Origin of the sequence: Pseudoalteromonas tetraodonis (genome assembly GCF_002310835.1) — a bacterium.
In the GTDB taxonomy this organism is placed as follows: Bacteria; Pseudomonadota; Gammaproteobacteria; order Enterobacterales; family Alteromonadaceae; genus Pseudoalteromonas; species Pseudoalteromonas tetraodonis.
The window spans coordinates 2,527,917-2,550,188 of the sequence record NZ_CP011041.1; the positions used below are offsets into that span (position 1 = coordinate 2,527,917).

A 22,272-nucleotide genomic window follows, 5' to 3' on the forward strand; every position below is an offset into this window, starting at 1 on the left:
AAAATAAACCTTTAGCTAAAAACCATTTTAATAGCGATGATAACAAGTAACATCGCGAAAACTTTCTTAATTGTATTCACAGGTAAGTAATGCGTTGCTTTGGCGCCTATTGGCGCTATAAACCATGAGGTAACAACAATCCCTAACAATGCAGGTAAATAAACAAATCCCATAAAACCATGCGCTAAGTCAGTTACTTGCCAACCGGCGCTGACATAACCAATAGAGCCAAAAAAGGCAATTACAATACCACATGCAGCAGCGCAACCAATTGCCTTTTTAATATCAACCGAAAAATAGTGCAACATAGGCACAAGTAATGCGCCACCGCCAATCCCAATCAACCCAGATAGTGCCCCCATTATCGCACTAATACTTCCTAGCACGGGGCCTGCAGGCATCGGGTGACCTACGCTCACTTTATTACGGGCAGAAAGCACCATTCTCATAGCAATAAAAACCACACTCACTGCGAACACGGTTCGTAACATTTTCTCAGGTATAAAGCTGGCAGCAAAGCCGCTAATCAAGGCGCCAATGGCCACACCCGACATTACCCAAGGGGCAATTTTCCAAGGCACATTATCATTTTTATGATGAGCTAACGCTGAAGAAGTCGAGGTAAATAAAATAGAGGCTAAAGATGTCGCAATAGCGATAACTAATACATGATCGGCAGCGGCCACATTAAAACCCAGTAACAAGCTCGTTAGCACCGGCACAATGATTAAACCACCGCCTATGCCTAGAAGTCCTGCTAAAAAACCAACAATGCAACCTAATAACGCACAACTTGCAACTAGAAGTCCTAGTTCATACATAGTTATCTCTAATACATTTAAGAATATGTATATTTTAATTGATTATATAAACAATAACAGCTCTATCATTTAGGTGTATAAAATAAATTACCTAGCTGATGCTCTATCATAAAATTACGGGTTAAACGCAACACTTGTTTAGCATTGGGCTGTGCTAAACACTCGCTCAGTAATTGTTCCATGTCACTAACATTTAAGCGCCTAAGCACCCATTTCACTTTATTTAACGACGATAAGTTCATACTTAAACGTCTATAGCCCATGGCAATAAGTAATATTGCTCCCTCGGGATCGCCGCCAAGCTCACCACATAAACTAAAGGGCAATTCATAGTGCTCACATTCGCTGGCAATATTATTTAATACACGTAACACAGCTGGATGATAAGGATTGAATAAATCGGCCACACGGGCATTTGCTCTATCTACCGCTAATAAATACTGAGTTAAATCGTTACTACCCACTGAGCAAAAATCGACTTTTCTAGACCACTCTGGCAGCATAAATACACTTGAAGGTACCTCAAGCATAATGCCAATATCTGGCTTTTCTATTAGTTGCTCAGGAAATGTTTCGCTTAACTCATAATAGGCTTGGTTATACAATGCCAGCGACTCTTCAACTTCATCAGTGCCACTGATCATAGGCAGCATTATTTTTAAATTACCTAAGCCAATATTGGCTTTAAGCATGGCTTTGAGCTGATCTAAAAAAAGCTCGGGATGATCTAGGCTAATTCTAATACCACGCCATCCTAAAAACGGGTTTTCTTCGGTAATATTAAAATAATCTAAAACTTTGTCGCCACCAATATCTAACGTTCGCATAACTACGGGGTTAGGATAATAGCTACTGAGTACTTCTCGATACCATTTTTCTTGTTCTTGCTGCGATGGAAACTGCCCTTTTTGCATAAACCACGCTTCGGTTCTGTAAAGACCAACACCATCACAAATATGGGCACTATTTTGTTGCGTATTAAGTTCAAGCCCAGCGTTGAGCAATAAACTAATATGCTCCCCGTCCATGGTAATTGCAGGCAGTGATTGCTCTTCTAAAAAACGATTATTGAGTAAGTTATCTTGATGTTGTAACTCGGTATACTCATCAATAAGCATTTGCGAAGGCGAAATATATAAACGCCCAGCAAAAGCATCTAAAATCATTTCTTTGTTATCAAACTGCAATAACGGTAAATCTTCAATACCCCAAATTGCAGGCACCCCCATTGCTCGCGTTAAAATAGAGGCATGGCTATTAGCTGAACCATTAATGCTTACCACACCTGCTAAACGCTCATTTGGCACTTCGGCCAACATCGCAGGAGTTAATGTATGAGCGATGAGGATTGTGTTTTCAGGGTAGTCTTTTATTGCATGCTCTGTGTTCACTAAGTGATGAAGCACCCGTAAGCCAATGTCTTTAACATCAACCGCACGCTCTTTAATATAAGGGTCTTGCATTTCATTAAACTGTGCAACTAAACGTTCAATCACAATTTTTAATGCACTTTTAGCACACCATCCTTCTTGTAATTGTGCCTCTACATTATGACCTAAACTTTTAGCATCCAATAATTGCTGATACACATCAAACACCGCCAACGCCTCTTGCGGTATGGTATCGCTTAATGTCATCGATAAAGTGCTAAATTCTTTGCGCGTTGCAGCAACCGCTTGCGTGAATAAACGGCGTTGTTCATTCACATCACTATTTTTAGTAAGCTCTATGGACTTAAAATTAAGTTTAGGAATAACAACAAAGGCTTTACCAATACTAATGCCTGGCGCACTAGACACCCCTTTTAAAACCGATGTTTGATGAGACGACTCATCTTGGCGCAATACTTCTTTTATTTCGGCATGCGCAAGCTGTGAAGCTAACTGCGCTGAGAGCGTAATTAAAAACGACTCTTCATCTTGAGAAAATACTCGAGCCATTTTCTGTTGCACAACAATAACGCCTAATACCTTTTTTTGATGAACAACAGGCACAGACAAAAAGGCGTTGTAGCCTTCTTCGTTCACTTCTGGGGAGAGTTTAAAGCGAGGATGCGATTTAGCAAACGCAATGTTAATCGCCTCTTCGCGCTGAGCAACTAGCCCAACAAGTCCTTCAGTAAAGCCAATTCTAAATTTACCCACCGCATCGGGGTTTAACCCTTCGCTGGCCATTAGTACAAAGTTATCTTGACTGTAATCGGCAAAATAAATGGAGCAGCACTGGGTATTCATGGCATCTTTTACCATTTTCACAAAGCACACTAACGCATCGTCTAAATTCGCTTGTTGCGAAACAGACTCAGCTATCGATCTGAGTGTTGCCAGCATACACTGCTCCTTTTTATGTAAAACTACCTTTTGCTTCGCCAATTGTCTTTTTGTTGCTCTCGCTTATTGAAGGGCATAGCAAAAGGAGCAAACTCTTTCATAACACGTCGATAAACATCCCGTTTAAACGATACTACCTGCCTTACTGGATACCAATAACTCACCCACCGCCAATCATCAAATTCAGGATGGTGCGTTTTTAGTAAATTTACATCTTCATCTTTACAGCGTAACTTCAGTAAAAACCATTTTTGTTTTTGCCCAATACACACCGGACTTGAGTCGCGGCGGATTAATCGTTTGGGTAATTTATAGCGTAACCAATGTTTTGAGCTTGCAACTATTTCTACATCTTCTGGTCGCAAACCTACTTCTTCGTGTAATTCACGGTACATAGTTTGTTCTGGTGTTTCACCATCATCAACACCGCCTTGGGGAAATTGCCAAGAATGTTGACCATAGCGTCTGGCCCAAAACACTTGCCCCTGATTATTGCAAATTACAATTCCGACATTGGCACGAAAACCTTCGGCATCAATCACCTTAGTGCCTCATTTGTAAGTCGATTTTTTATGATTGTTCCACATTAGCTGCAATACGGCAAATACTATTACGTACAAGCCCCGTTAACGTCCTCGGTTAAGGCAAATTAATAGCGAAATCCATTGCATGTGAATAACAAACAACACTGCCATGTATAAATACATAAAAACCACACTGTTTGTGCTGGTTACTCACAGCTTGTGCATAACTTTTGTAAAACACGCTCATTTAGCAAACAAATCCACAATACAAGATCTAAAAGGTGATGTTCTCCACAGAATCTGTGGATAAACATGTTTATACATCTGTATTTATCCTTACAACAATTATAGACCTTAATTAAAACTGAACACTAAAAACAAAAAAAACAATGCAGTTCAGTTACTTAGTTAAATTTAGCGTTTTAAAACAGCGCATAAAATTGCACCACACACAGTGCGAACAAAATTCAACCAACCGCTAAAGATATCCACTAACAAGCTAATTTGCTATCATGGCGTTGGTATTTATTCAACTAAAATAAACAGTATGCAACCTTTAAAACCTCATTCAATCAATCAATTAATGCAACGTGTCAACGCTATTGCAGGGCTTACACTTGGACAACTAGCACAGCAGTACCACTTTAAAACGCCAGATGATTTATTGCGTGAAAAAGGCTGGACAGGTCAACTGATTGAGTATGTATTAGGCGCAACGGCTGGTTCAAAACCGCTCCCCGACTTTGAAGATTTAGGCATAGAGCTTAAAACATTGCCTATTTCATATAAAGGTAAGCCGCTAGAAACCACCTTTGTGTCGGTCACCCCGCTAATGAATGTAACCGGTATGACGTGGCACACAAGTAGCGTACGTAAAAAGTTGAATCATGTTTTATGGCTACCTATTTTAAGTGAGCGCGATATTGCTCCGTTTGATAGAACCATAGGCAGTGGCTTTTTGTGGCAACCCTCCCCCGCGCAAGATGCGCAATTACAGCGTGACTGGGAAGAGCAAATGGAGCTTATAGCGCTTGGTCGGGTAGATGAAATATCAGGGCATTTAGGCGACGCCATGCAAATACGGCCAAAAGCAGCTAATAGCAAAGTAGTTACCGATGCCATAGGCCCCAACGGGCAAATTATACAAACCCTGCCCCGTGGCTTTTATTTGAAAACCAGTTTTACAAAAGAGATATTAAAACAGCAGTTTCAGTTGTAATTATTTGTCGGTATTAATTTTTGCACCAAATAGATTCGCGTAACCAAAAAGGTTTTTCTCGCATCCAAAGGGTACAAATCCACTTTTCACCTAATAATACGGGTTTTCCACTATGTACTGAGTTTTTATCTACCTGATTACCAATCATATTATTAAATTTAATTACTTGTCCTTGCTTGGCTTTAACACTTACATTCCAGTCTTTAAAGGCGGTTTCTCCACCTTCAAATCCGTCATTTAAATTTATAATACGTGTTCGCCGTCTTTGACCAAAAAAATTAAGTTCTTTTTTAGCATTTTCATTTGAAGGTGTAATAAAATCATAGTGCCATTTGTATTGCTGACCTTGAGTATAACGATAAATAATCATAGGCTCAGCATATGCTAAGTCAGCATAGTCGTCTGAACATATGATGCGCTGTAATATAGCTATTAAAATATTATCGACTGGTAATTGTGTTATAAGCTGCTCATTGTCTCTGATGTCTATAACTTTTTGTCTTGTAGAGTTTTCAGCATACACCCCAGCTAAATTTAAATTATTATTAGCAAGCTTTATAATCTCCTGCGCTAATTCATTCGTTAGTTGCGTTTCTAATGTTGTCACAGGTAATGATTGTTCAGAGGATTGAATATTCAATGGCATAATTAAGCTACTCCACAACCCTATTAAATCGGTTTCAATACCCTGCTGTATAGTCTTAGGAAGGCCCGATATATGTTTTTCAAAGTTAATTGTTACTTGCGGATCAGCAGTTCGGATTGGCCAAAAGTGAGATAAAACCTTAAGAGCTTCAATTTTATGATACTTAGCTAAGCATAAAACAATGGCTAGCTCCTGAGAAGAAGTTGATGATGAAACCGCATGACATAACCAATAGTGAACAAATTCAGGAGCTGTTAGCGCAAAAGACACTATTTCTTGTTTTGGAGGAAGCGTGCCATGATATTTGGCATTTATGAGGTGAGTAACATAGTTATTTTTCATAATCATTTTATTGTTATTTTTAATACGCTCCTAAAGTAACAATAAATTTACAAACAATAAACCACCCACCTGTTATATTTGCATTTATGATTAAAAATCCCCGCATAAGCGAGGATTTTTATAATTTTAAACAAATTAAAGAATTACTGGCCTTTAACTTCTTTTAAACCATTGTACGGTGCTTTAGCGCCTAATTGCTCTTCAATACGAAGCAATTGGTTGTACTTAGCAACACGGTCTGAACGGCTTAATGAACCTGTTTTGATCTGGCCTGCAGCTGTACCAACCGCTAAATCAGCAATGGTTGCATCTTCAGTTTCACCAGAGCGATGAGAAATAACGACTGTAAAACCAGCATCTTTCGCCATTTTAATTGCCGCTAACGTTTCTGTTAGTGAACCAATTTGGTTAAATTTAATTAAGATTGAGTTAGCAATACCATTGTCGATACCACGTTTTAAAATCTTAGTATTGGTTACGAATAAGTCATCACCCACTAATTGGACTTTATCGCCCATTAGTTTAGTTTGATGAGCAAAGCCATCCCAATCAGACTCATCTAAGCCATCTTCAATTGATACAATTGGGTATTGCTCAGTTAAGTCTTTTAAGAAGTAGTTAAACTCTTCAGAGGTAAACTTTTTACCTTCACCTTTAAGGTCGTAGATATTTGCTTCTTTGTCATAAAACTCAGAGGCAGCACAATCAAGTGCAAGGGTAATATCTTTACCAAGCTCATAACCGGCATTTGCAACAGCCACTTTAATTGCTGCAAGTGCTGCTTCGTTTGATGCAAGGTTTGGTGCAAAACCGCCTTCGTCACCAACAGCTGTTGAATGACCATCTGCTTTAAGCACTTTTGCAAGGCTGTGAAATACTTCAGCACCCATACGCAATGCTTCACGGAAATTAGCAGCACCAACTGGCTGAACCATAAATTCTTGAATATCTACTGAGTTATCAGCGTGCTCACCGCCGTTGATGATGTTCATCATTGGTAGTGGCATAGAGTAAACACCTGGCGTGCCATTTAAGTCAGCAATGTGCTCGTATAGCTCTACTTTTTTAGATTGTGCAGCCGCTTTTGCGTTAGCAAGTGAAACCGCTAAAATAGCATTAGCACCTAGTTTTTCTTTATTTTCAGTACCATCTAAATCAAGCATTACTTGGTCTACATCACTTTGAGCAAGTGCATTTTGACCTTTTAAAGCCGCTGCAATTTCATTATTAATGAAACCTACCGCTTTTAATACGCCTTTACCTAAATAACGAGTTTTATCACCATCACGTAATTCTAATGCTTCGCGAGTTCCTGTAGATGCACCTGATGGTGCAGCAGCACGGCCCCATGAACCATCAGCTAAATATACCTCAGCTTCTACAGTTGGGTTACCACGCGAGTCCATAATTTCACGACCGATTACTTTTACGATTTCTGACATCTTGATTCCTCTATATTCCCAAAATGGTGAGTACGGCTAACCTAGGCCAGCCTTAGAAACAAAAAAGGCCGCGCAATATGCACAGCCTTTTTTAAATTACGAAGACGCTTTTTGGTAGGTATGAGCCGCAGCTACAAACCCTTCAAATAGCGGATGACCATCGCGTGGCGTTGAAGTGAATTCCGGGTGGAATTGCGCTGCAATAAACCAAGGGTGATCTTTATTTTCAATAATCTCTACTAGCTTTTTATCTTCAGATAAACCAGTAAAGCTTAAACCTGCTTGTTCAAGCTGTGCAACGAAGTTGTTATTAACTTCGTAACGGTGACGGTGACGTTCAACAATTTCGTCGCTGCCATACACTTCGTGTACTTTAGAGCCAGGCGTTAAATGGCATTTTTGTGCGCCTAAACGCATTGTGCCACCTAAATCAGACTTTTCATCACGTACTTCTACGTTACCCTCAGCGTCTAGCCACTCAGTGATTAAACCAACCACTGGAGCCTCTGAGTTTGCATTAAATTCCGTTGAGTTTGCATCAACTAAACCGGCAACATTTCGTGCGTATTCAATTAGCGCAACCTGCATACCTAAACAAATACCTAAGTAAGGCACTTTGTTTTCACGAGCATATTTAGCCGCTAAAATCTTACCTTCAACACCACGACCACCAAAACCACCTGGCACTAAAATAGCATCTAAGCGAGAAAGAATATCCGTTCCTTTAGTTTCTAAGTCTTGTGAATCAACGTATTGAATATTAATAGTTAAACGATTTTTTAGTCCCGCATGTTTTAATGCTTCGTTTACTGATTTGTATGCATCCGGTAATTCAATGTATTTACCAACCATACCAATTGTCACTTCACCCGTTGGGTTAGACTCTTGATACAATACTTGTTCCCACTCAGCTAAATCAGCCTCAGGCGCGTCTAAATGGAAACGACGACATACAAAGTTGTCTAACTCTTGCGACTTTAATAACGCAGGGATTTTATAAATACTGTCTACATCAGGCAGTGAAATAACGGCTTTTTCTTCAACGTTTGTGAACAATGCAATTTTTGCACGCTCGTTATTTGGCAGCTTACGATCTGAGCGACAAATAAGAATATCTGGTTGAATACCGACTGAGCGTAACTCTTTAACTGAGTGCTGAGTTGGTTTTGTTTTCACTTCACCGGCAGGGCCTAAGAATGGCACTAGCGTTAAGTGAATAAATAGCGCACGTTCACGACCAATCTCTGTGCCCATTTGACGAATAGCTTCGATAAATGGTTGTGACTCAATATCACCTACCGTACCACCAATTTCAACGATTGCTATATCATGGCCTTCTGCGCCATCATAAACACGTTGCTTAATATCATTAGTGATATGAGGAATAACCTGAATTGTTGCGCCAAGATATTCGCCACGTCTTTCACGACGTAGTACATCTTCATATACGCGCCCTTGCGTAAAGTTATTACGGCTGGTCATTTTGGTGCGAATAAAACGTTCGTAGTGACCTAAATCAAGGTCCGTTTCTGCGCCGTCTTCGGTAACGTATACTTCACCGTGTTGAATTGGGCTCATTGTGCCTGGGTCAACGTTGATGTAAGGATCCAGCTTTAAAATGGTAACATCTAAGCCACGGGCCTCTAAAATAGCGGCCAACGATGCTGCTGCAATACCTTTACCCAACGAAGAAACAACTCCGCCAGTAACGAAGATAAATTTTGTACTCATGCGAACCCTAGAATATCAGGAATTAAAAGGAATATAATACCCAAACAAGTGATTTTGGAATATAAACAAGACGGGGCGAAATTGTACCAAAACATAGCTAAGCAATCCAGCTAAAATTGGTAAATCTGTGCACAAAAAACAAACATTTTTTATGTCCCTATTTATTTAGTTTTTTTATCGCATCCCATGCTGCATCCATTTCCTCTAAAGACGCAGAATCAATACATTTACCCTGTGCAATTAAGTAGTTTTGTACCTTTTCAAACCGTGCAGAAAACTTATCGTTGGCACTGCGAAGCAGTTGTTCGGGGTCGCGTTTAACATGGCGCGCTACATTAACAGTAGCAAACAGCAAATCACCTAGCTCTTCTGCTGTATGATCTGAGTATGGGTCATGAGCTAAGGCTTCTTTCACTTCTTCAACCTCTTCACTCACTTTATCAATAGCACCGTGATAAGTCGGCCAATCAAACCCTAACGCAGCGACCCGTTGCTGAATTTTTTTAGCTTTTGTTAAGCTAGGTAAACTGTTTGGTATATCTTGCCAAAGTACTGAGCTTTGGCCTTGGAGTTTAGCCGCACGCTCTTGTGCTTTTATTGCTTGCCACTGCGCAGCTAATTCGGCATCGGTTTTAGGTGTGTCTTGCGCTGAAAATACATGCGGATGACGACGCACCAACTTTTCATTTAACTGTGCCACTACATCGTTAAAATTAAATAATTGCTGCTCTTGTGCTAGTTGCGCATAAAACACGATTTGAAAAAGTAAGTCGCCTAACTCATTTTTTAAATCGCTTAAATTATTCGTTTCAATACAATCAGCCACTTCATAGGCTTCTTCAAGAGTATGCGGCACGATTGACGCAAACGTTTGCTTGAGATCCCAAGGGCATCCGCCCTCAGGGTTTCTCAGTGTTTGCATTATTTCCAGCAGTTGGCTTATAGCCTCATTATTAGCCTGATTACTGCCCTCGTTTTGCACTGTGCACCCCTTCTATCTGGTGTAACTTAGAAAGCACTTTATTTGTGCCTTGTAAGTCATGCACTTCTATTTGCATCACAAAAATAGCCGTTTGAGTGCTATCAACCGTGTTGACATTCATATTGAGCACATTGACTTTTTCATTCGCCAAAGCAGAACTAATATCACGAATTAAACCAGACCGATCGCTGGCTTCAATACGAATAGTTAACGCGTAGGAGCTGCTAATATCATCTGACCAACTTACTGAAATAACGCGCTCTGGGTGCTTGTTTTTTAAATTACTAAACGAGTCACAATCCTCACGATGCACGGCAATGCCACGGCCTTGGGTAATATACCCAATAATTTCATCCCCAGGTACAGGGCGGCAACAGCGAGCAACATGGCTCATTAAACTGCCTACTCCATCAACCACAATACCGTTTTTATCGCCAGTCACTTTACTGGGCGATTTAAAGCGAATAACCGGCTCGTGCTCCGTTCTATCGGTAATAAAGTTGAGCATTTGGTTAAGGCGAATATCGCCTGCACCAATGGCGACCATTAAGTCATCAAGCTCTCTAAAGTTAAAGCGCTTTATCGCTGGGTCTAAATCTTTGTAAGTTAACTCTAACTTTTGTAATTCGTTATCAAGGATTTCTTTACCCGCGCTTAAATTTTTATCGCGGTCGAGCTGTTTAAACCAATGGTGGATTTTGGCTCTAGCGCGAGAAGACTTAATGTAACCTAACGACGGATTTAGCCAATCACGACTTGGATTTGGCTGCTTTTGGGTCAGTATTTCAACCTGATCGCCGGTACTTAATTGATGAGTAAACGGCACTATTTTGCCAAATATTTTTGCACCAATACACCGATGCCCTACATTGGAGTGAATGTAGTAAGCAAAATCAAGAGGCGTTGCCCCTAGCGGTAAGTCAAAAATATCTCCACGTGGAGTAAACACATAGACGCGGTCTTCAACCACTTGGTTTTTAAGCTCTTGCGCTAAATCGCTGCCATCAACCACTTCTTCTTGCCATTGCAGTAACTTACGCAACCAGCTAATTTTTTGCTCATAGCCTGAACCACGCCCTGGTAACGCACCTTCTTTGTACATCCAATGTGCGGCAACGCCCAGCTCTGCATCTTGATGCATGTCGTGCGTTCGGATCTGAATCTCAACAGTTTTACCTTCGGGGCCAAATACTACGGTATGAATAGATTGATAGCCATTTTGTTTTGGGGTCGCAACGTAATCGTCAAATTCTTTATTTAAATGGCGCCAATTAGTGTGCACTATGCCTAGGGCACCGTAGCAATCTTGCAGGCGCTCAACCACAATTCGCATCGCGCGTATGTCAAACAGCTGATCAAACTCGTAGTTCTTTTTCGCCATTTTTTTATAAATGCTGTAGATATGTTTTGGCCTGCCGTATACCTCGGCTTTAATACCCGCTTCATGTAGGCGCTGTTTTACTTGCTCAACCATATCAGCCATATACGCTTCACGGGCAAGGCGCTTATCATCAAGTTGTTTAGCTATATTTTTATAAATATCTGGGTGTAAATAGCGAAAAGCTAAATCCTCTAGCTCCCACTTTAATTGGCCAATACCAAGGCGATTAGCAAGCGGTGCAAATATATCCGCAGTCTCTTTGGCTGCAATCACTCGTTCTTCTTCAGCGGCGTCTTTTACGTTGCGTAAATGGCACACCTGTTCGGCTAATTTAATCACCACGGCACGCACATCTTCCACCATAGCAAGCAACATACGGCGAATATTATCGACCTGCACGGTACCATTGCCTTGATGAGCTAACGTACTTATGGTGGCCATTTGCGACACACCCGTTAATAACACCGCAACATGATTTCCTAAATGCTCTTCGACAGCGTCAATGCTCACTACATCATTTAAATAATAAGGGGTTAAATAGGCGGTGGCTAACGAGTCAGCATCTAAATTTAGCTCAACCAAAATCTCCACCATCTCTATGGCGGTATTTTGGCGTTCGCTGTTATCACAAGTTTGGCAAAGTTGCTGCGCTTTATTGAGTAAGCTAATTTTTTCCTGAGACAAATCAAGAGATTCTACGCGTGAAAAAAAATCACCCGCTTTGTCATGTTGATGAGATTGACGTGTCGCTACCATAATGCGCTTTACCTCCGTTGAAATAACGCCATAGTTTCGATATGCCCCGTATGAGGGAACATATTCATTAGCCCTATTTTATTAAGTTCAAAGCCGGCTTGCGAAATAATAGCGCTGTCACGGGCTAAAGTAACAGGGTCGCAAGAGACATATAAAATCGCTTTAAACTGCGTTAATGGAAGCTGCTCTAAAACTGCCATAGCACCAGTGCGAGAGGGGTCGAGTACTAAAATATCTAACTCTTTATTAAACCACGGCGCTTTTTTAATACTCGTGGTTAAATCAAAACAATGAAATTGAGTATTTGTAATAGAGTTAGTGTGCGCATTTTGCGTCGCTAATGCAACCGCCGAAGTAACGCCTTCAATTCCTGTTACTGTTTTAGCCTGCTTTGCTAACACTAAAGAGAAGTTACCAATACCACAAAATAAATCCAGTACATTTTCATCACCTTGTAATGCTAACCAGCTCACCGCTTGAATTAACATTGCCTGATTTACACTCGCATTGACCTGAATAAAGTTATTTAGTCCAAATTCAAATTTTATATCTAACTGATCAAGCTTATAAAATGGCATCGCTAAATGGGCATGATCAATGGTATCGCTATCACTTTGCCACACTAATTGCCAATGATATGCCGAGACACTTTGCTCAACAAACGCTTTATCTGTGGGCGAAATGGCTTTTGTATGACGAATAACAATAAAGTGTTGCTCATCTGCAGCGCATAACTGCAAATGACTTATACTGTGCAGCGCCTTATTATGATTAATTATGTTATCAAATACGTTAAATACCTCTGCAAATACGTCACTTAATACTGGGCAATGATTAATGCTAACAATACTTTTAGAGCCACGTGCTCTATAGCCTACCCGCATTTTTTTTGCTGCTTTGTCGAACATTACGGCAATGCGGGCACTACGTCGGTAATGCGTTGCTTGGCTTAGCAGCGGAGTTTGCCAGTTTAAATCGGTTAATTTTGCAAATTTGGCAAATAATTGATTTACTGCTGCTTGCTTTTCAACGACTTGTTGTGTGGCATCTAAATGCTGTAACTGACAACCACCGCATTGGCTGTAGTGTTCACAAATGGGTGTAGTGCGATATTCACTGGCTTTGAGTATTTTAAGCGTGTCAGCTTGGCTGTAACGTGCTTTATCATCAACTAACTTGGCTTTTACTCGCTCACCAGGTAATGCCCCACTGACAAAACACACTTTATTATTATGCTTAGCAATACCACGTCCGTGGTGATCCATTGCCGTTATATCAAGTTCAAGTGATTGCTGTTGAAGTGGTTTTTTATTTGCTTTAAATATTTGTGCCATTAGGCATTACCTTAAAAGGTTGATGAATCACGTCTCTACCTAGATACTTTGAGAATAACTATGAGTATGTATATACTCACATTCAATAAAAATGATAATAATGCTCAGATTATGACCAAACTAGGCTTGCGCGATTCTGTTTTAACACTCACCCTGATCCCCACAGTGATCATCGGGCTATTACTAGGTGGTTATTTTACAATAAATCGTTACATTGAGCTTGATGAAATTTTATATCAACAAGGCACAACGATTGCTGAACCTCTGGCTATTGCACTTGAACAACCTTTACTGGAAAAAAATAAAAAACTGCTTAATCGCATCATTCGCTATACACACAACAAACACTCCCCTTCGATTAAATCGATTGCCATCTTTAATGATAACAACCAACTTATTATAACCAGTAATTATCATCGCTCATTCGACACTTTAATTGAGCAAACGCAATTAAATGGCTTTAAAGCCACCTATGTTCAGCAAAGTGAAGACTTAGTAACTTTTTTCACCCCTATCATTAACCATACAACCCCCAATAGCGACTGGAATACTTCTGAGTTCCAAACCTCGTTGGGCACCGTTGTGATTCAGCTTAACCGCGACAAAGCTGTTATTGGCCAACAACGTGCATTATTGGTCAGCGGTATTATTATTATTCTCGCCTTAGTATTAGCCGCTATTTTAGCGCTAAGACTTAGTCGGATGTTTATGACCCCGCTTAATAAGTTAGTACTTGCTACCGACAGGTTGATTGAAGGTAAAAGACAAACCGGATTAACTGAACCCATGAATGGCGAGTTTGAGTTATTACGTGAGGGGCTCAATACCATCTCGCATTCTATGGTGATGCAAAAAGATGAAATGCAAAAAAATATTGATCAGGCAACCAGCGATTACCGCGAAACGCTTGAACAATACGAAACACAAAATATCCAGCTCACCATGGCTAAAAAAGAAGCGCAAGATGCTAACCGTGTTAAATCTGACTTCTTAGCTAAAATGAGTCATGAGTTACGCACCCCACTTAACGGGGTTATTGGATTTACCCGTCAGCTTTATAAAACGCCTCTGAATAAAAACCAAAAAGATTACCTTGATACCATAGAGCTTTCGGCTAACAGCTTAATGACTATTATTAGTGACATATTAGATTTCTCCAAGTTAGAAGCAGGAGCCATGGAGCTTGAGTCTATTCAGTTTCAACTGCGCGATAGCGTAAACGAAGTTATGACCTTACTGGCACCTAGCGCACACGACAAACAACTTGAGCTTTCTATTTATATTAATCCTCAGGTGCCCGACCACTTAACCGGCGACCCCACACGGTTTAAACAAGTGCTGATTAACTTGTTAAGTAACGCAATTAAATTTACTGAAAAAGGCGCGATAAAAGTTGATATTAGCCATCGTTTGCTTGATGAAGAGCGCACCTCTGTCTTAGTGTCAGTCGCAGATACTGGGGTAGGTATTCCAGCAGATAAACAAGACGCGCTATTCACCGCCTTTGGTCAAGCCGACTCCAGTATTACCCGCAAATTTGGCGGTACCGGCTTAGGGCTTATTATTACTAAACATATCGTTGAAGCAATGAGCGGCCGTATTACCTTAAATTCAGCCCCTGGTAGCGGTACTTGTTTTACCTTTAATGGCGTATTTAGATTACCAAATCATGTATTTATCAACGATTTGCCTACCCAGTCATTAATTGGTAAACGTGTTCTTTATTTAGAGCCGCATAAGCATACCCATCATGCTGTTGCCTCATTATTACAAGAGTGGAAAGTCAGTGTCACTCCTTGCTATAACGAAACCGAATTTTTAGAGTGCATAAAAAATTCAGAGATCAATTTTGATATTTGTCTTATTGGTCACATGGCATCAGTTGACGATATGCAGCGTTTAAAAAGCTATGTAAAAGCGGTTAGAGAATCAACCGATTATTTATATTTAATGCTCAATACCGTATCGCACAACATGCGCGAAGCCTTCATCGGCAGCGGCGCTGACGCCTGTTTGAGTAAACCTCTTAATCACCGAAAGCTATGTGAGCTATTAGCTGCGCCTTATCGACTCGACCACCCGGCACATAATATAGAACAGCATGAACAAACCCTGCTGCCGCTAAAGGTGTTAGTGGTGGATGATAATGACGCTAATTTAAAATTAATTTACACCCTACTCAACGAGCAAGTTGAATTAATTGATACCGCACATAATGGGTCACAAGCGTATAGTTTAAGCAAAAGCCATAAATATGATGTGATTTTTATGGATATTCAAATGCCTATAATGGATGGTATTACAGCCTGTAAACTCATTAAAGAGTCATCTTTGAATGAAGATACCCCTATTATTGCCGTGACGGCGCATGCACTTAATAGTGAAAAAGAACAGTTATTAAAAGATGGTTTTGAAGGTTATTTAACTAAGCCTATCGATGAAGATATGCTAAACCAGATTATTTGCGATCATAGCCCGCAATTACCAGTGAGTCGTGATAAGTCAAAAAGCACATTTGAACATAGCCCTGCCCCTTTTGATAGCACTCGGCTTGATTGGACGCTGGCATTGCAACGTGCAGGCGGTAAAGCAGAATTAGCCAATGAAATGCTTAATATGTTACTGCTAAGCGTGCCCGAAACCCTAAACTTACTAAATCAAGCAATAAGCAGCGAAGATTGCCCTCAAGTACTTAGCGTTATCCATAAATTTCATGGCGCATGCTGCTATACAGGTGTACCAAAATTAAAAACATTGGCTGAAACGATCGAAACATCACTTAAAAATGAATGTACGCTTGAGAATATTGAGCCCGAGTTATTTGAGTTGCAAGACGAGCTTGAAAACTTACTTGTTGATGCCAACATTGATATCAGTAATAAATAAGCTCGTCTTTAATATTGTTAATTATAACTTTACGCGCGAGCTTCAAGCATTAAGCGTTTCATATCACGAACCGCTTTATCTAAACCGTCAATGGCTGCGCGGGCAATAATAGCGTGGCCAATGTTTAGCTCATAAATCTCTGGCATCGCTGCAATTGGTTTTACATTTTGATAATGCAGACCATGGCCAGCATTAACAATTAAACCAATACTGGCTGCATATTTCACGCCTTGGCGAATGTGCTCGAGCTCTTTGGCGGTGTCTTCATCGTTGGTGGCATCTGCGTAAGCCCCAGTGTGAATTTCAACATAAGGTGCACCACACGCTTTTGCTGCATCTAACTGCGCTTTATCAGCATCAATAAACAGTGATACTTTAATTCCAGCTTGCGTTAATGTTTTAGTTGCAGCGGCTATTTTATCGATATTGCCTGCCACATCTAAGCCCCCTTCAGTGGTAAGCTCTTCACGTTTTTCAGGCACTAAGCATACATATTCAGGTTTAACCTCAAGTGCAATAGCAATCATTTCATCGGTTACTGCGGTTTCAAGGTTCATACGTGTTTGAATAGTTTTAGCCATTACATACACATCGCGGTCTTGAATGTGTCTGCGGTCTTCGCGTAAATGAATAGTAATGCCATCAGCACCGGCATGCTCTGCAACACTTGCTGCATGGGCAGGATCAGGATAAGAAGTGCCTCGTGCTTGGCGAAGCGTTGCAATATGATCTACGTTCACGCCTAGAAGAATATCTTTCATTTTTGTACCTGTGAAATTTGTTTATTGAGAGGCCGTAAATAATTCACGACTTTTTAATGGTTTGTTGCCCAACAATGGTTTTAATAAATAACGACTTAATTGCTTTGCCATATATAACACATCCGCTTGGCTAAAGTCATGATTTGCTATGGCATTGAGTTGTGAACCAGTAAACCCAGAACGCGAGTCGTGTTGCACCGCAAAGCCCACTTCTGCAAAGTAGCTATACGTTTGCGTGTCATCAATTGGCTCACCATCCGCATCAAAACTAAAATCAACCCCATAACCTAGTAGCTCTAGCAATTGAAACTCATAAGAGCGAAGCACTGCTTGCATGTCAGTCCCGCTATTAAGGTTTTCTAGGTGAGTTTTATAAAGTTGAAAAACCTGATCAATGGGTTCATTAATCGGCACAATTCGGTTGGTTAATTCATTTAAATAAAAGCCACAGTAAAGCTTATCACCGGTTAAAAATAACGGATTACCATGAAGCTCAAATTTATTGATGTACTTTAAATCGTATTTGCCATTGTAATGGACGAGTAAGGCGTGAAATGGTTGGAGTTGAGCTTTGTATTTAGTGGCCTGACGGCCACTAACTCGTGCGAGCATTCTAAGCTGGCCAACGCCTTCTACTAGCATATCGAGCATTACTTGCGAGTCGCTATATGGACGCCGATGTAATAAATAAGCTTTATAGAAATCGCTGTCCATAAATTATGCTGCGTATAAAATGTTAATCTTCACCGTAACCTAAGCTTCTTAAGGCACGCTCATCGTCAGCCCAGCCCGATTTAACTTTAACCCACAGTTCTAAAAACACTTTATTTTCAAGCATTTCCTCTAAGTCTTTACGCGCTTCACGGCCGATTACTTTTAGCTTTTCGCCTTTGTTACCAATTACCATGCGCTTTTGCGTTTCACGCTCAACTAGTATCAGGCCATTAATATGCCAAATACCGTTTTCTTGCCATTTAAACTGCTCTATTTCCACAGTCACTGAATACGGTAACTCTTCACCCATAAAGCGCATTAGCTTTTCACGGATAACTTCAGCCGCCATAAAGCGCATTGAGCGGTCAGTTACGTAGTCATCAGGAAAATAAAATTCGCACGGTGGTAAGCGCTTAGTCACTTCTTCTTTGATCAGGTTAATGTTTTTACCCTGAGTCGCAGATACGGGCATAATACCAACAAAATCAAACTTATCGCCTAAAAACTTCATATGTGGAAGTACAAGGTCGCGATCTTTCACTTGGTCAATTTTGTTAATAACTAACAATACCGGCTTGCCACTTTGGCTTACTTTGTTAAGTACCATGTCGTCATCGGCATTCCAATGAGTGCCTTCAACCACAAAAATGATCAGCTCAACATCACCAATTGAGCTAGACGCTGCACGGTTCATTAAACGGTTAATAGCACGCTTTTCTTCAACGTGCAGGCCTGGGGTATCGACGTACACCGCTTGGTGCTTACCCTCAGTATGAATACCCATAATACGGTGGCGCGTGGTTTGTGGCTTACGTGAGGTAATACTGACTTTTTGCTCAATAATTTCATTAAGCAGTGTTGATTTACCCACATTAGGACGGCCAACAATCGCAACCATGCCACAAAATGTGTCTATTTCGCCTTCATGAGGCTGTATTAAGGTATCAAGATTCATTTTTAAGTATCTTCAATGCTTTTTCGGCCGCTTTTTGTTCGGCTTTACGCCGTGAGCTGCCAACAGAAATAATGCTATCCATTCCATCAACGATACATTCAACCGTGAATGTTTGATTGTGTGCCTGACCTTTAGTATCAACTACGGTGTAGCCTGGTAATGATAGCTTACGAGCTTGCAAATACTCTTGCAGCAGGGTCTTAGGATCTTTTTGGTTAAGCCCTGGTGAAATAGCATCTAAACGTGATTCATACCACGCTAAAATAAGCTCGCCGCAGCGATCTATGTCTGAATCTAAAAATACAGCGCCAATAATAGCTTCAACTGCATCCGCTAGGGTTGACTCGCGTCTAAAACCACCACTTTTTAGCTCGCCAGGACCTAAGCGTAGGTAATCACCAAGCTCAAATTCAAGGCCAAATTCAGCTAACGTCTGACCGCGAACTAAAGTCGAACGCATTCGACTTAAATCGCCTTCGCGTGCTTTAGGAAATTTAGCGTACAGCGCATTGGCAATGACAAAGCTCAAAATTGAGTCGCCCAAAAATTCGAGTCGCTCGTTATGTTGACCTTTGTGGCTGCGATGCGTCATTGCTTGCTCAAGTAACCCTTGATCAGCAAATGTGTAGCCAATTCTTTTGTATAACTCTGTTACATTTTTTTTCATTGTTACTGAATATTACCTAGGCGTTCAAAACGAACACCAGTTGGAACCCATCCTGGTAAAATGTCATCTGGGCCATTATCAAATTCAAAACTCATCCATATAAAGACAGCTTTACCCACCAAGTTTTCTTTTGGTACAAAGCCCCAAAAGCGACTATCTTGGCTGTTATCGCGATTATCACCCATCATAAAGTAATGATCAGCTGGAACCACCCATTCATCCGCAGGTGTGCCCAATTGCTGGTAGTAACGCCCCTTACGTTCAGGCGATTTTGGGTTGATTAAAATGTCATGGTTAGTCGTTGTTAAATCTTCATTTAAACGCGCTAAATCCATTGGGCCTTGCTTAAATTCATTATCATTAATTAATTTAAAATCAATTTTATTGAATTCATTACAAAGAAGTGCGCCCTTTTGAACTTCACCTTCTTCGCATTTTGGTTGAATATATAAACGCTTATCACGATAAACAATTTTATCGCCAGGTAAACCTATAGCACGTTTAATATAGTCCACTCTCTCATCTAACGGGTATTTAAAAACAACAATATCGCCACGCTCTGGTTCGCTTACATCCACTAATTGGCTGCGCCATACTGGGTCTTTAATCCCATAAGAATACTTTTGCACTAAAATAAAATCCCCCACTAATAAGGTGGGCATCATTGAACCCGATGGGATCTGAAACGGCTCAAAAATAAATGATCTAAAAATAGTGATAGCAGCAATCATCGGAAAAATCGACTTTGCTGTTTCAGTAATCATTGGCTCAGGCGCAATCAATGCTGCGGTTTCTTCATCAAGTTGACCACCGGCAGAAGTTTGAGCAATTGCTAAACGTTCCTGCCTCTTAGGGGCAAACATTAAGTGATCTATTAACCATATTAGACCTGAGCCTAAAGTTAACAACACCAATAAAACTGAAAAGTAGCCAGCCATTTATTATCCTTTATTTTTATTTACCAACTTTCAAAATGGCTAAGAACGCTTCTTGAGGCACTTCAACGTTACCAAGTTGCTTCATTCGCTTTTTACCATCTTTTTGTTTTTGAAGTAATTTCTTCTTACGGCTCACGTCACCACCGTAACATTTAGCGATTACGTTTTTACGTAGTTGCTTAACAGTTGTTCGGGCGATTACATGTTGACCAATTGCTGCCTGAATCGCAATATCAAACATTTGACGTGGTATAAGTTCTTTTAACGCATCAGCAAGCTGTCGACCACGTGATTGTGCGCTGTCGCGGTGAACAATGATAGCCAATGCATCCACACGCTCGCCATTGATAAGTATATCTACACGTACCATGTCTGAAGTTTGGAAATGCTTAAAGTTATAATCAAGCGAGGCAAAACCACGGCTTGTTGATTTTAGCTTATCAAAGAAGTCCATTACCACTTCAGCCATTGGCAGTTCATACGTTACTGCAACTTGCTTACCGTGATAACTCATTTTAGTTTGCATACCGCGCTTATCAACACATAAGGTGATTACGCTGCCTAAGTACTCTTGTGGAACTAAAATATTAGCTTCTACAACCGGCTCACGTATCTCTAAAATATCGTTAACTGGCGGAAGATCAGACGGGTTATCAATTTGCGTCGTGCCCTCTTTAGTTACGACCTCATAAATAACCGTTGGTGCTGTGGTGATTAAATCAATGTCGTATTCACGCTCTAAACGCTCTTGGATAATTTCCATGTGTAACATGCCCAAGAATCCACAACGGAAACCAAACCCTAACGCAGTTGAATTTTCTGGTTCAAAGAATAACGAGGCATCGTTTAAGCTAAGTTTGTTAAGGGCATCGCGGAATGACTCGTAATCATCAGAGGCTATTGGGAACATACCCGCATAAACTTGCGGCTTAATTTTTTGAAAACCAGGTAAGCGCAGTGGTGCCGCATTTTTTTGATGAGTAATGGTATCACCCACCGGTGCACCATGTATTTCTTTGATACCAGCAATAACAAAGCCTACTTCACCAGTGCGTAAAACACCGGTGTTAGTTTGTTTAGGCGTAAAAATCCCCACATGATCTGCGGTATGAACGTTCTCGTTTGACATGATTTTAATTTTGTCGCCAGCGCGAAGTTCGCCATGTTTGATACGCACTAGCGATACAACGCCTTGGTACGGGTCAAACCAAGAATCGATAATTAGCGCTTGTAATGGCGCGTCTTTATCACCAACTGGTGGCGGTACATCTTTAACGATCATTTCAAGTACTTCAGCAATACCTACACCTGTTTTGGCGCTACATTGCACGGCATCAAGGGCATCAATACCAATAATGTCTTCAATTTCTTCGGCTACACGTAATGGATCAGCTTGCGGTAAATCAATTTTATTAAGTACCGGTATAACTTCTAAGTCCATTTCAATGGCGGTGTAACAGTTTGCTAATGTTTGCGCTTCTACGCCTTGACCAGCATCAACAACGAGCAGTGCCCCTTCACAAGCCGCTAACGAACGCGATACTTCATAGGTAAAGTCAACGTGCCCAGGGGTGTCGATAAAGTTAAGCTGGTAAGTTTCACCATCATTCGCTTTATAATTTAAGGTTACACTTTGTGCCTTGATGGTAATGCCACGTTCACGTTCAATATCCATTGAATCCAGAACTTGCTTCTGCATTTCACGGTCGGTTAAACCACCACAAACTTGGATCAAACGGTCAGAAAGGGTCGATTTACCATGGTCAATGTGGGCGATGATCGAAAAATTACGGATATGCTTCATAAACTGGATTCTAAACTTCTATTTTAAAAGACTAAGGCC

At 40.7% G+C, this 22,272-nt stretch carries 17 protein-coding genes; 2 read left to right on the forward strand and 15 right to left on the reverse strand.

What is annotated here, in order from left to right:
- Window positions 1–11: 11 nt before the first annotated feature.
- The 3 genes from PTET_RS11860 to rppH form a co-directional block, all read right to left on the reverse strand.
- Window positions 12–821 carry a sulfite exporter TauE/SafE family protein gene (locus tag PTET_RS11860; RefSeq protein WP_013465618.1) on the reverse strand — a complete coding sequence of 270 codons (810 nt, stop codon included), beginning with the start codon at window positions 819–821 and terminating at the stop codon, window positions 12–14.
- 65 nt (window positions 822–886) lie between these two features.
- Entirely contained in the window at window positions 887–3,151 is a 2,265-nt protein-coding gene (ptsP, locus tag PTET_RS11865; RefSeq protein ID WP_096038675.1) for a phosphoenolpyruvate--protein phosphotransferase, read from the reverse strand.
- 23 nt (window positions 3,152–3,174) lie between these two features.
- On the reverse strand, window positions 3,175–3,693 hold the full coding sequence (gene rppH / locus PTET_RS11870; protein ID WP_013465620.1) for an RNA pyrophosphohydrolase: 519 nt from the start codon (window positions 3,691–3,693) through the stop codon (window positions 3,175–3,177).
- Between the two features lie 529 nt (window positions 3,694–4,222).
- Between rppH and mutH the strand changes: the two genes are divergently transcribed.
- Window positions 4,223–4,894 (forward strand): DNA mismatch repair endonuclease MutH, encoded by a 672-nt coding sequence (gene mutH / locus PTET_RS11875; protein WP_096038676.1) that lies wholly within the window; start codon window positions 4,223–4,225, stop codon window positions 4,892–4,894.
- Window positions 4,895–4,907: 13 nt separating this feature from the next.
- Here mutH and PTET_RS11880 read toward each other — a convergent pair whose 3' ends face one another.
- From PTET_RS11880 to rlmD, 6 genes are all read right to left on the reverse strand, one after another.
- Complete coding sequence (locus tag PTET_RS11880; protein ID WP_013465623.1) at window positions 4,908–5,882, reverse strand: prolyl hydroxylase family protein; 975 nt, start codon at window positions 5,880–5,882, stop codon at window positions 4,908–4,910.
- A gap of 143 nt (window positions 5,883–6,025) precedes the next feature.
- Window positions 6,026–7,324 (reverse strand): phosphopyruvate hydratase, encoded by a 1,299-nt coding sequence (gene eno / locus PTET_RS11885; protein WP_013465624.1) that lies wholly within the window; start codon window positions 7,322–7,324, stop codon window positions 6,026–6,028.
- A 96-nt stretch (window positions 7,325–7,420) separates the two neighbouring features.
- Complete coding sequence (locus PTET_RS11890; RefSeq protein ID WP_013465625.1) at window positions 7,421–9,055, reverse strand: CTP synthase; 1,635 nt, start codon at window positions 9,053–9,055, stop codon at window positions 7,421–7,423.
- A 157-nt stretch (window positions 9,056–9,212) separates the two neighbouring features.
- Window positions 9,213–10,037: a nucleoside triphosphate pyrophosphohydrolase gene (gene mazG / locus PTET_RS11895; RefSeq protein ID WP_013465626.1), complete on the reverse strand. Its 825-nt coding sequence runs from the start codon at window positions 10,035–10,037 to the stop codon at window positions 9,213–9,215.
- Window positions 10,018–12,174 (reverse strand): GTP diphosphokinase, encoded by a 2,157-nt coding sequence (relA, locus tag PTET_RS11900; protein ID WP_013465627.1) that lies wholly within the window; start codon window positions 12,172–12,174, stop codon window positions 10,018–10,020. Before relA ends, mazG begins: the two co-directional genes overlap by 20 nt.
- An 8-nt stretch (window positions 12,175–12,182) precedes the next feature.
- Window positions 12,183–13,508 (reverse strand): 23S rRNA (uracil(1939)-C(5))-methyltransferase RlmD, encoded by a 1,326-nt coding sequence (rlmD, locus tag PTET_RS11905; protein WP_013465628.1) that lies wholly within the window; start codon window positions 13,506–13,508, stop codon window positions 12,183–12,185.
- Window positions 13,509–13,619: 111 nt separating this feature from the next.
- Between rlmD and barA the strand changes: the two genes are divergently transcribed.
- Window positions 13,620–16,394: a two-component sensor histidine kinase BarA gene (gene barA, locus PTET_RS11910; RefSeq protein WP_174818635.1), complete on the forward strand. Its 2,775-nt coding sequence runs from the start codon at window positions 13,620–13,622 to the stop codon at window positions 16,392–16,394.
- 29 nt (window positions 16,395–16,423) lie between these two features.
- Here barA and pdxJ read toward each other — a convergent pair whose 3' ends face one another.
- The 6 genes from pdxJ to lepA are packed head-to-tail and all read right to left on the reverse strand — an operon-like array spanning window position 16,424 to window position 22,233.
- On the reverse strand, window positions 16,424–17,155 hold the full coding sequence (gene pdxJ / locus PTET_RS11915) for a pyridoxine 5'-phosphate synthase (RefSeq protein WP_096038678.1): 732 nt from the start codon (window positions 17,153–17,155) through the stop codon (window positions 16,424–16,426).
- A gap of 21 nt (window positions 17,156–17,176) precedes the next feature.
- A complete protein-coding gene (gene recO / locus PTET_RS11920) occupies window positions 17,177–17,869 on the reverse strand; it encodes a DNA repair protein RecO (RefSeq protein WP_096038679.1) in 693 nt (230 codons plus the stop codon).
- 22 nt (window positions 17,870–17,891) lie between these two features.
- On the reverse strand, window positions 17,892–18,824 hold the full coding sequence (gene era, locus PTET_RS11925) for a GTPase Era (protein WP_013465632.1): 933 nt from the start codon (window positions 18,822–18,824) through the stop codon (window positions 17,892–17,894).
- The gene (gene rnc, locus PTET_RS11930; RefSeq protein WP_008466504.1) at window positions 18,814–19,491 is read right to left on the reverse strand and encodes a ribonuclease III; all 678 of its coding nucleotides are present in this window, start codon (window positions 19,489–19,491) and stop codon (window positions 18,814–18,816) included. Before rnc ends, era begins: the two co-directional genes overlap by 11 nt.
- A gap of 2 nt (window positions 19,492–19,493) precedes the next feature.
- Complete coding sequence (lepB, locus tag PTET_RS11935; protein ID WP_013465633.1) at window positions 19,494–20,429, reverse strand: signal peptidase I; 936 nt, start codon at window positions 20,427–20,429, stop codon at window positions 19,494–19,496.
- Between the two features lie 16 nt (window positions 20,430–20,445).
- On the reverse strand, window positions 20,446–22,233 hold the full coding sequence (lepA, locus tag PTET_RS11940) for a translation elongation factor 4 (protein WP_013465634.1): 1,788 nt from the start codon (window positions 22,231–22,233) through the stop codon (window positions 20,446–20,448).
- Between the last annotated feature and the right edge of the window lie 39 nt (window positions 22,234–22,272).

Excerpts from the sequence above, each read along its gene's own strand:
- PTET_RS11860 (WP_013465618.1), bottom strand. The coding sequence starts at position 821 with ATGTATGAACTAGGACTTCTAGTTGCAAGTTGTGCGTTATTAGGTTGC.
- ptsP (WP_096038675.1), bottom strand. The coding sequence starts at position 3,151 with ATGCTGGCAACACTCAGATCGATAGCTGAGTCTGTTTCGCAACAAGCG.
- mutH (WP_096038676.1), top strand. The coding sequence starts at position 4,223 with ATGCAACCTTTAAAACCTCATTCAATCAATCAATTAATGCAACGTGTC.
- PTET_RS11880 (WP_013465623.1), bottom strand. The coding sequence starts at position 5,882 with ATGAAAAATAACTATGTTACTCACCTCATAAATGCCAAATATCATGGC.
- eno (WP_013465624.1), bottom strand. The coding sequence starts at position 7,324 with ATGTCAGAAATCGTAAAAGTAATCGGTCGTGAAATTATGGACTCGCGT.
- PTET_RS11890 (WP_013465625.1), bottom strand. The coding sequence starts at position 9,055 with ATGAGTACAAAATTTATCTTCGTTACTGGCGGAGTTGTTTCTTCGTTG.
- relA (WP_013465627.1), bottom strand. The coding sequence starts at position 12,174 with ATGGTAGCGACACGTCAATCTCATCAACATGACAAAGCGGGTGATTTT.
- rlmD (WP_013465628.1), bottom strand. The coding sequence starts at position 13,508 with ATGGCACAAATATTTAAAGCAAATAAAAAACCACTTCAACAGCAATCA.
- barA (WP_174818635.1), top strand. The coding sequence starts at position 13,620 with ATGACCAAACTAGGCTTGCGCGATTCTGTTTTAACACTCACCCTGATC.
- pdxJ (WP_096038678.1), bottom strand. The coding sequence starts at position 17,155 with ATGAAAGATATTCTTCTAGGCGTGAACGTAGATCATATTGCAACGCTT.
- recO (WP_096038679.1), bottom strand. The coding sequence starts at position 17,869 with ATGGACAGCGATTTCTATAAAGCTTATTTATTACATCGGCGTCCATAT.
- era (WP_013465632.1), bottom strand. The coding sequence starts at position 18,824 with ATGAATCTTGATACCTTAATACAGCCTCATGAAGGCGAAATAGACACA.
- rnc (WP_008466504.1), bottom strand. The coding sequence starts at position 19,491 with ATGAAAAAAAATGTAACAGAGTTATACAAAAGAATTGGCTACACATTT.
- lepB (WP_013465633.1), bottom strand. The coding sequence starts at position 20,429 with ATGGCTGGCTACTTTTCAGTTTTATTGGTGTTGTTAACTTTAGGCTCA.
- lepA (WP_013465634.1), bottom strand. The coding sequence starts at position 22,233 with ATGAAGCATATCCGTAATTTTTCGATCATCGCCCACATTGACCATGGT.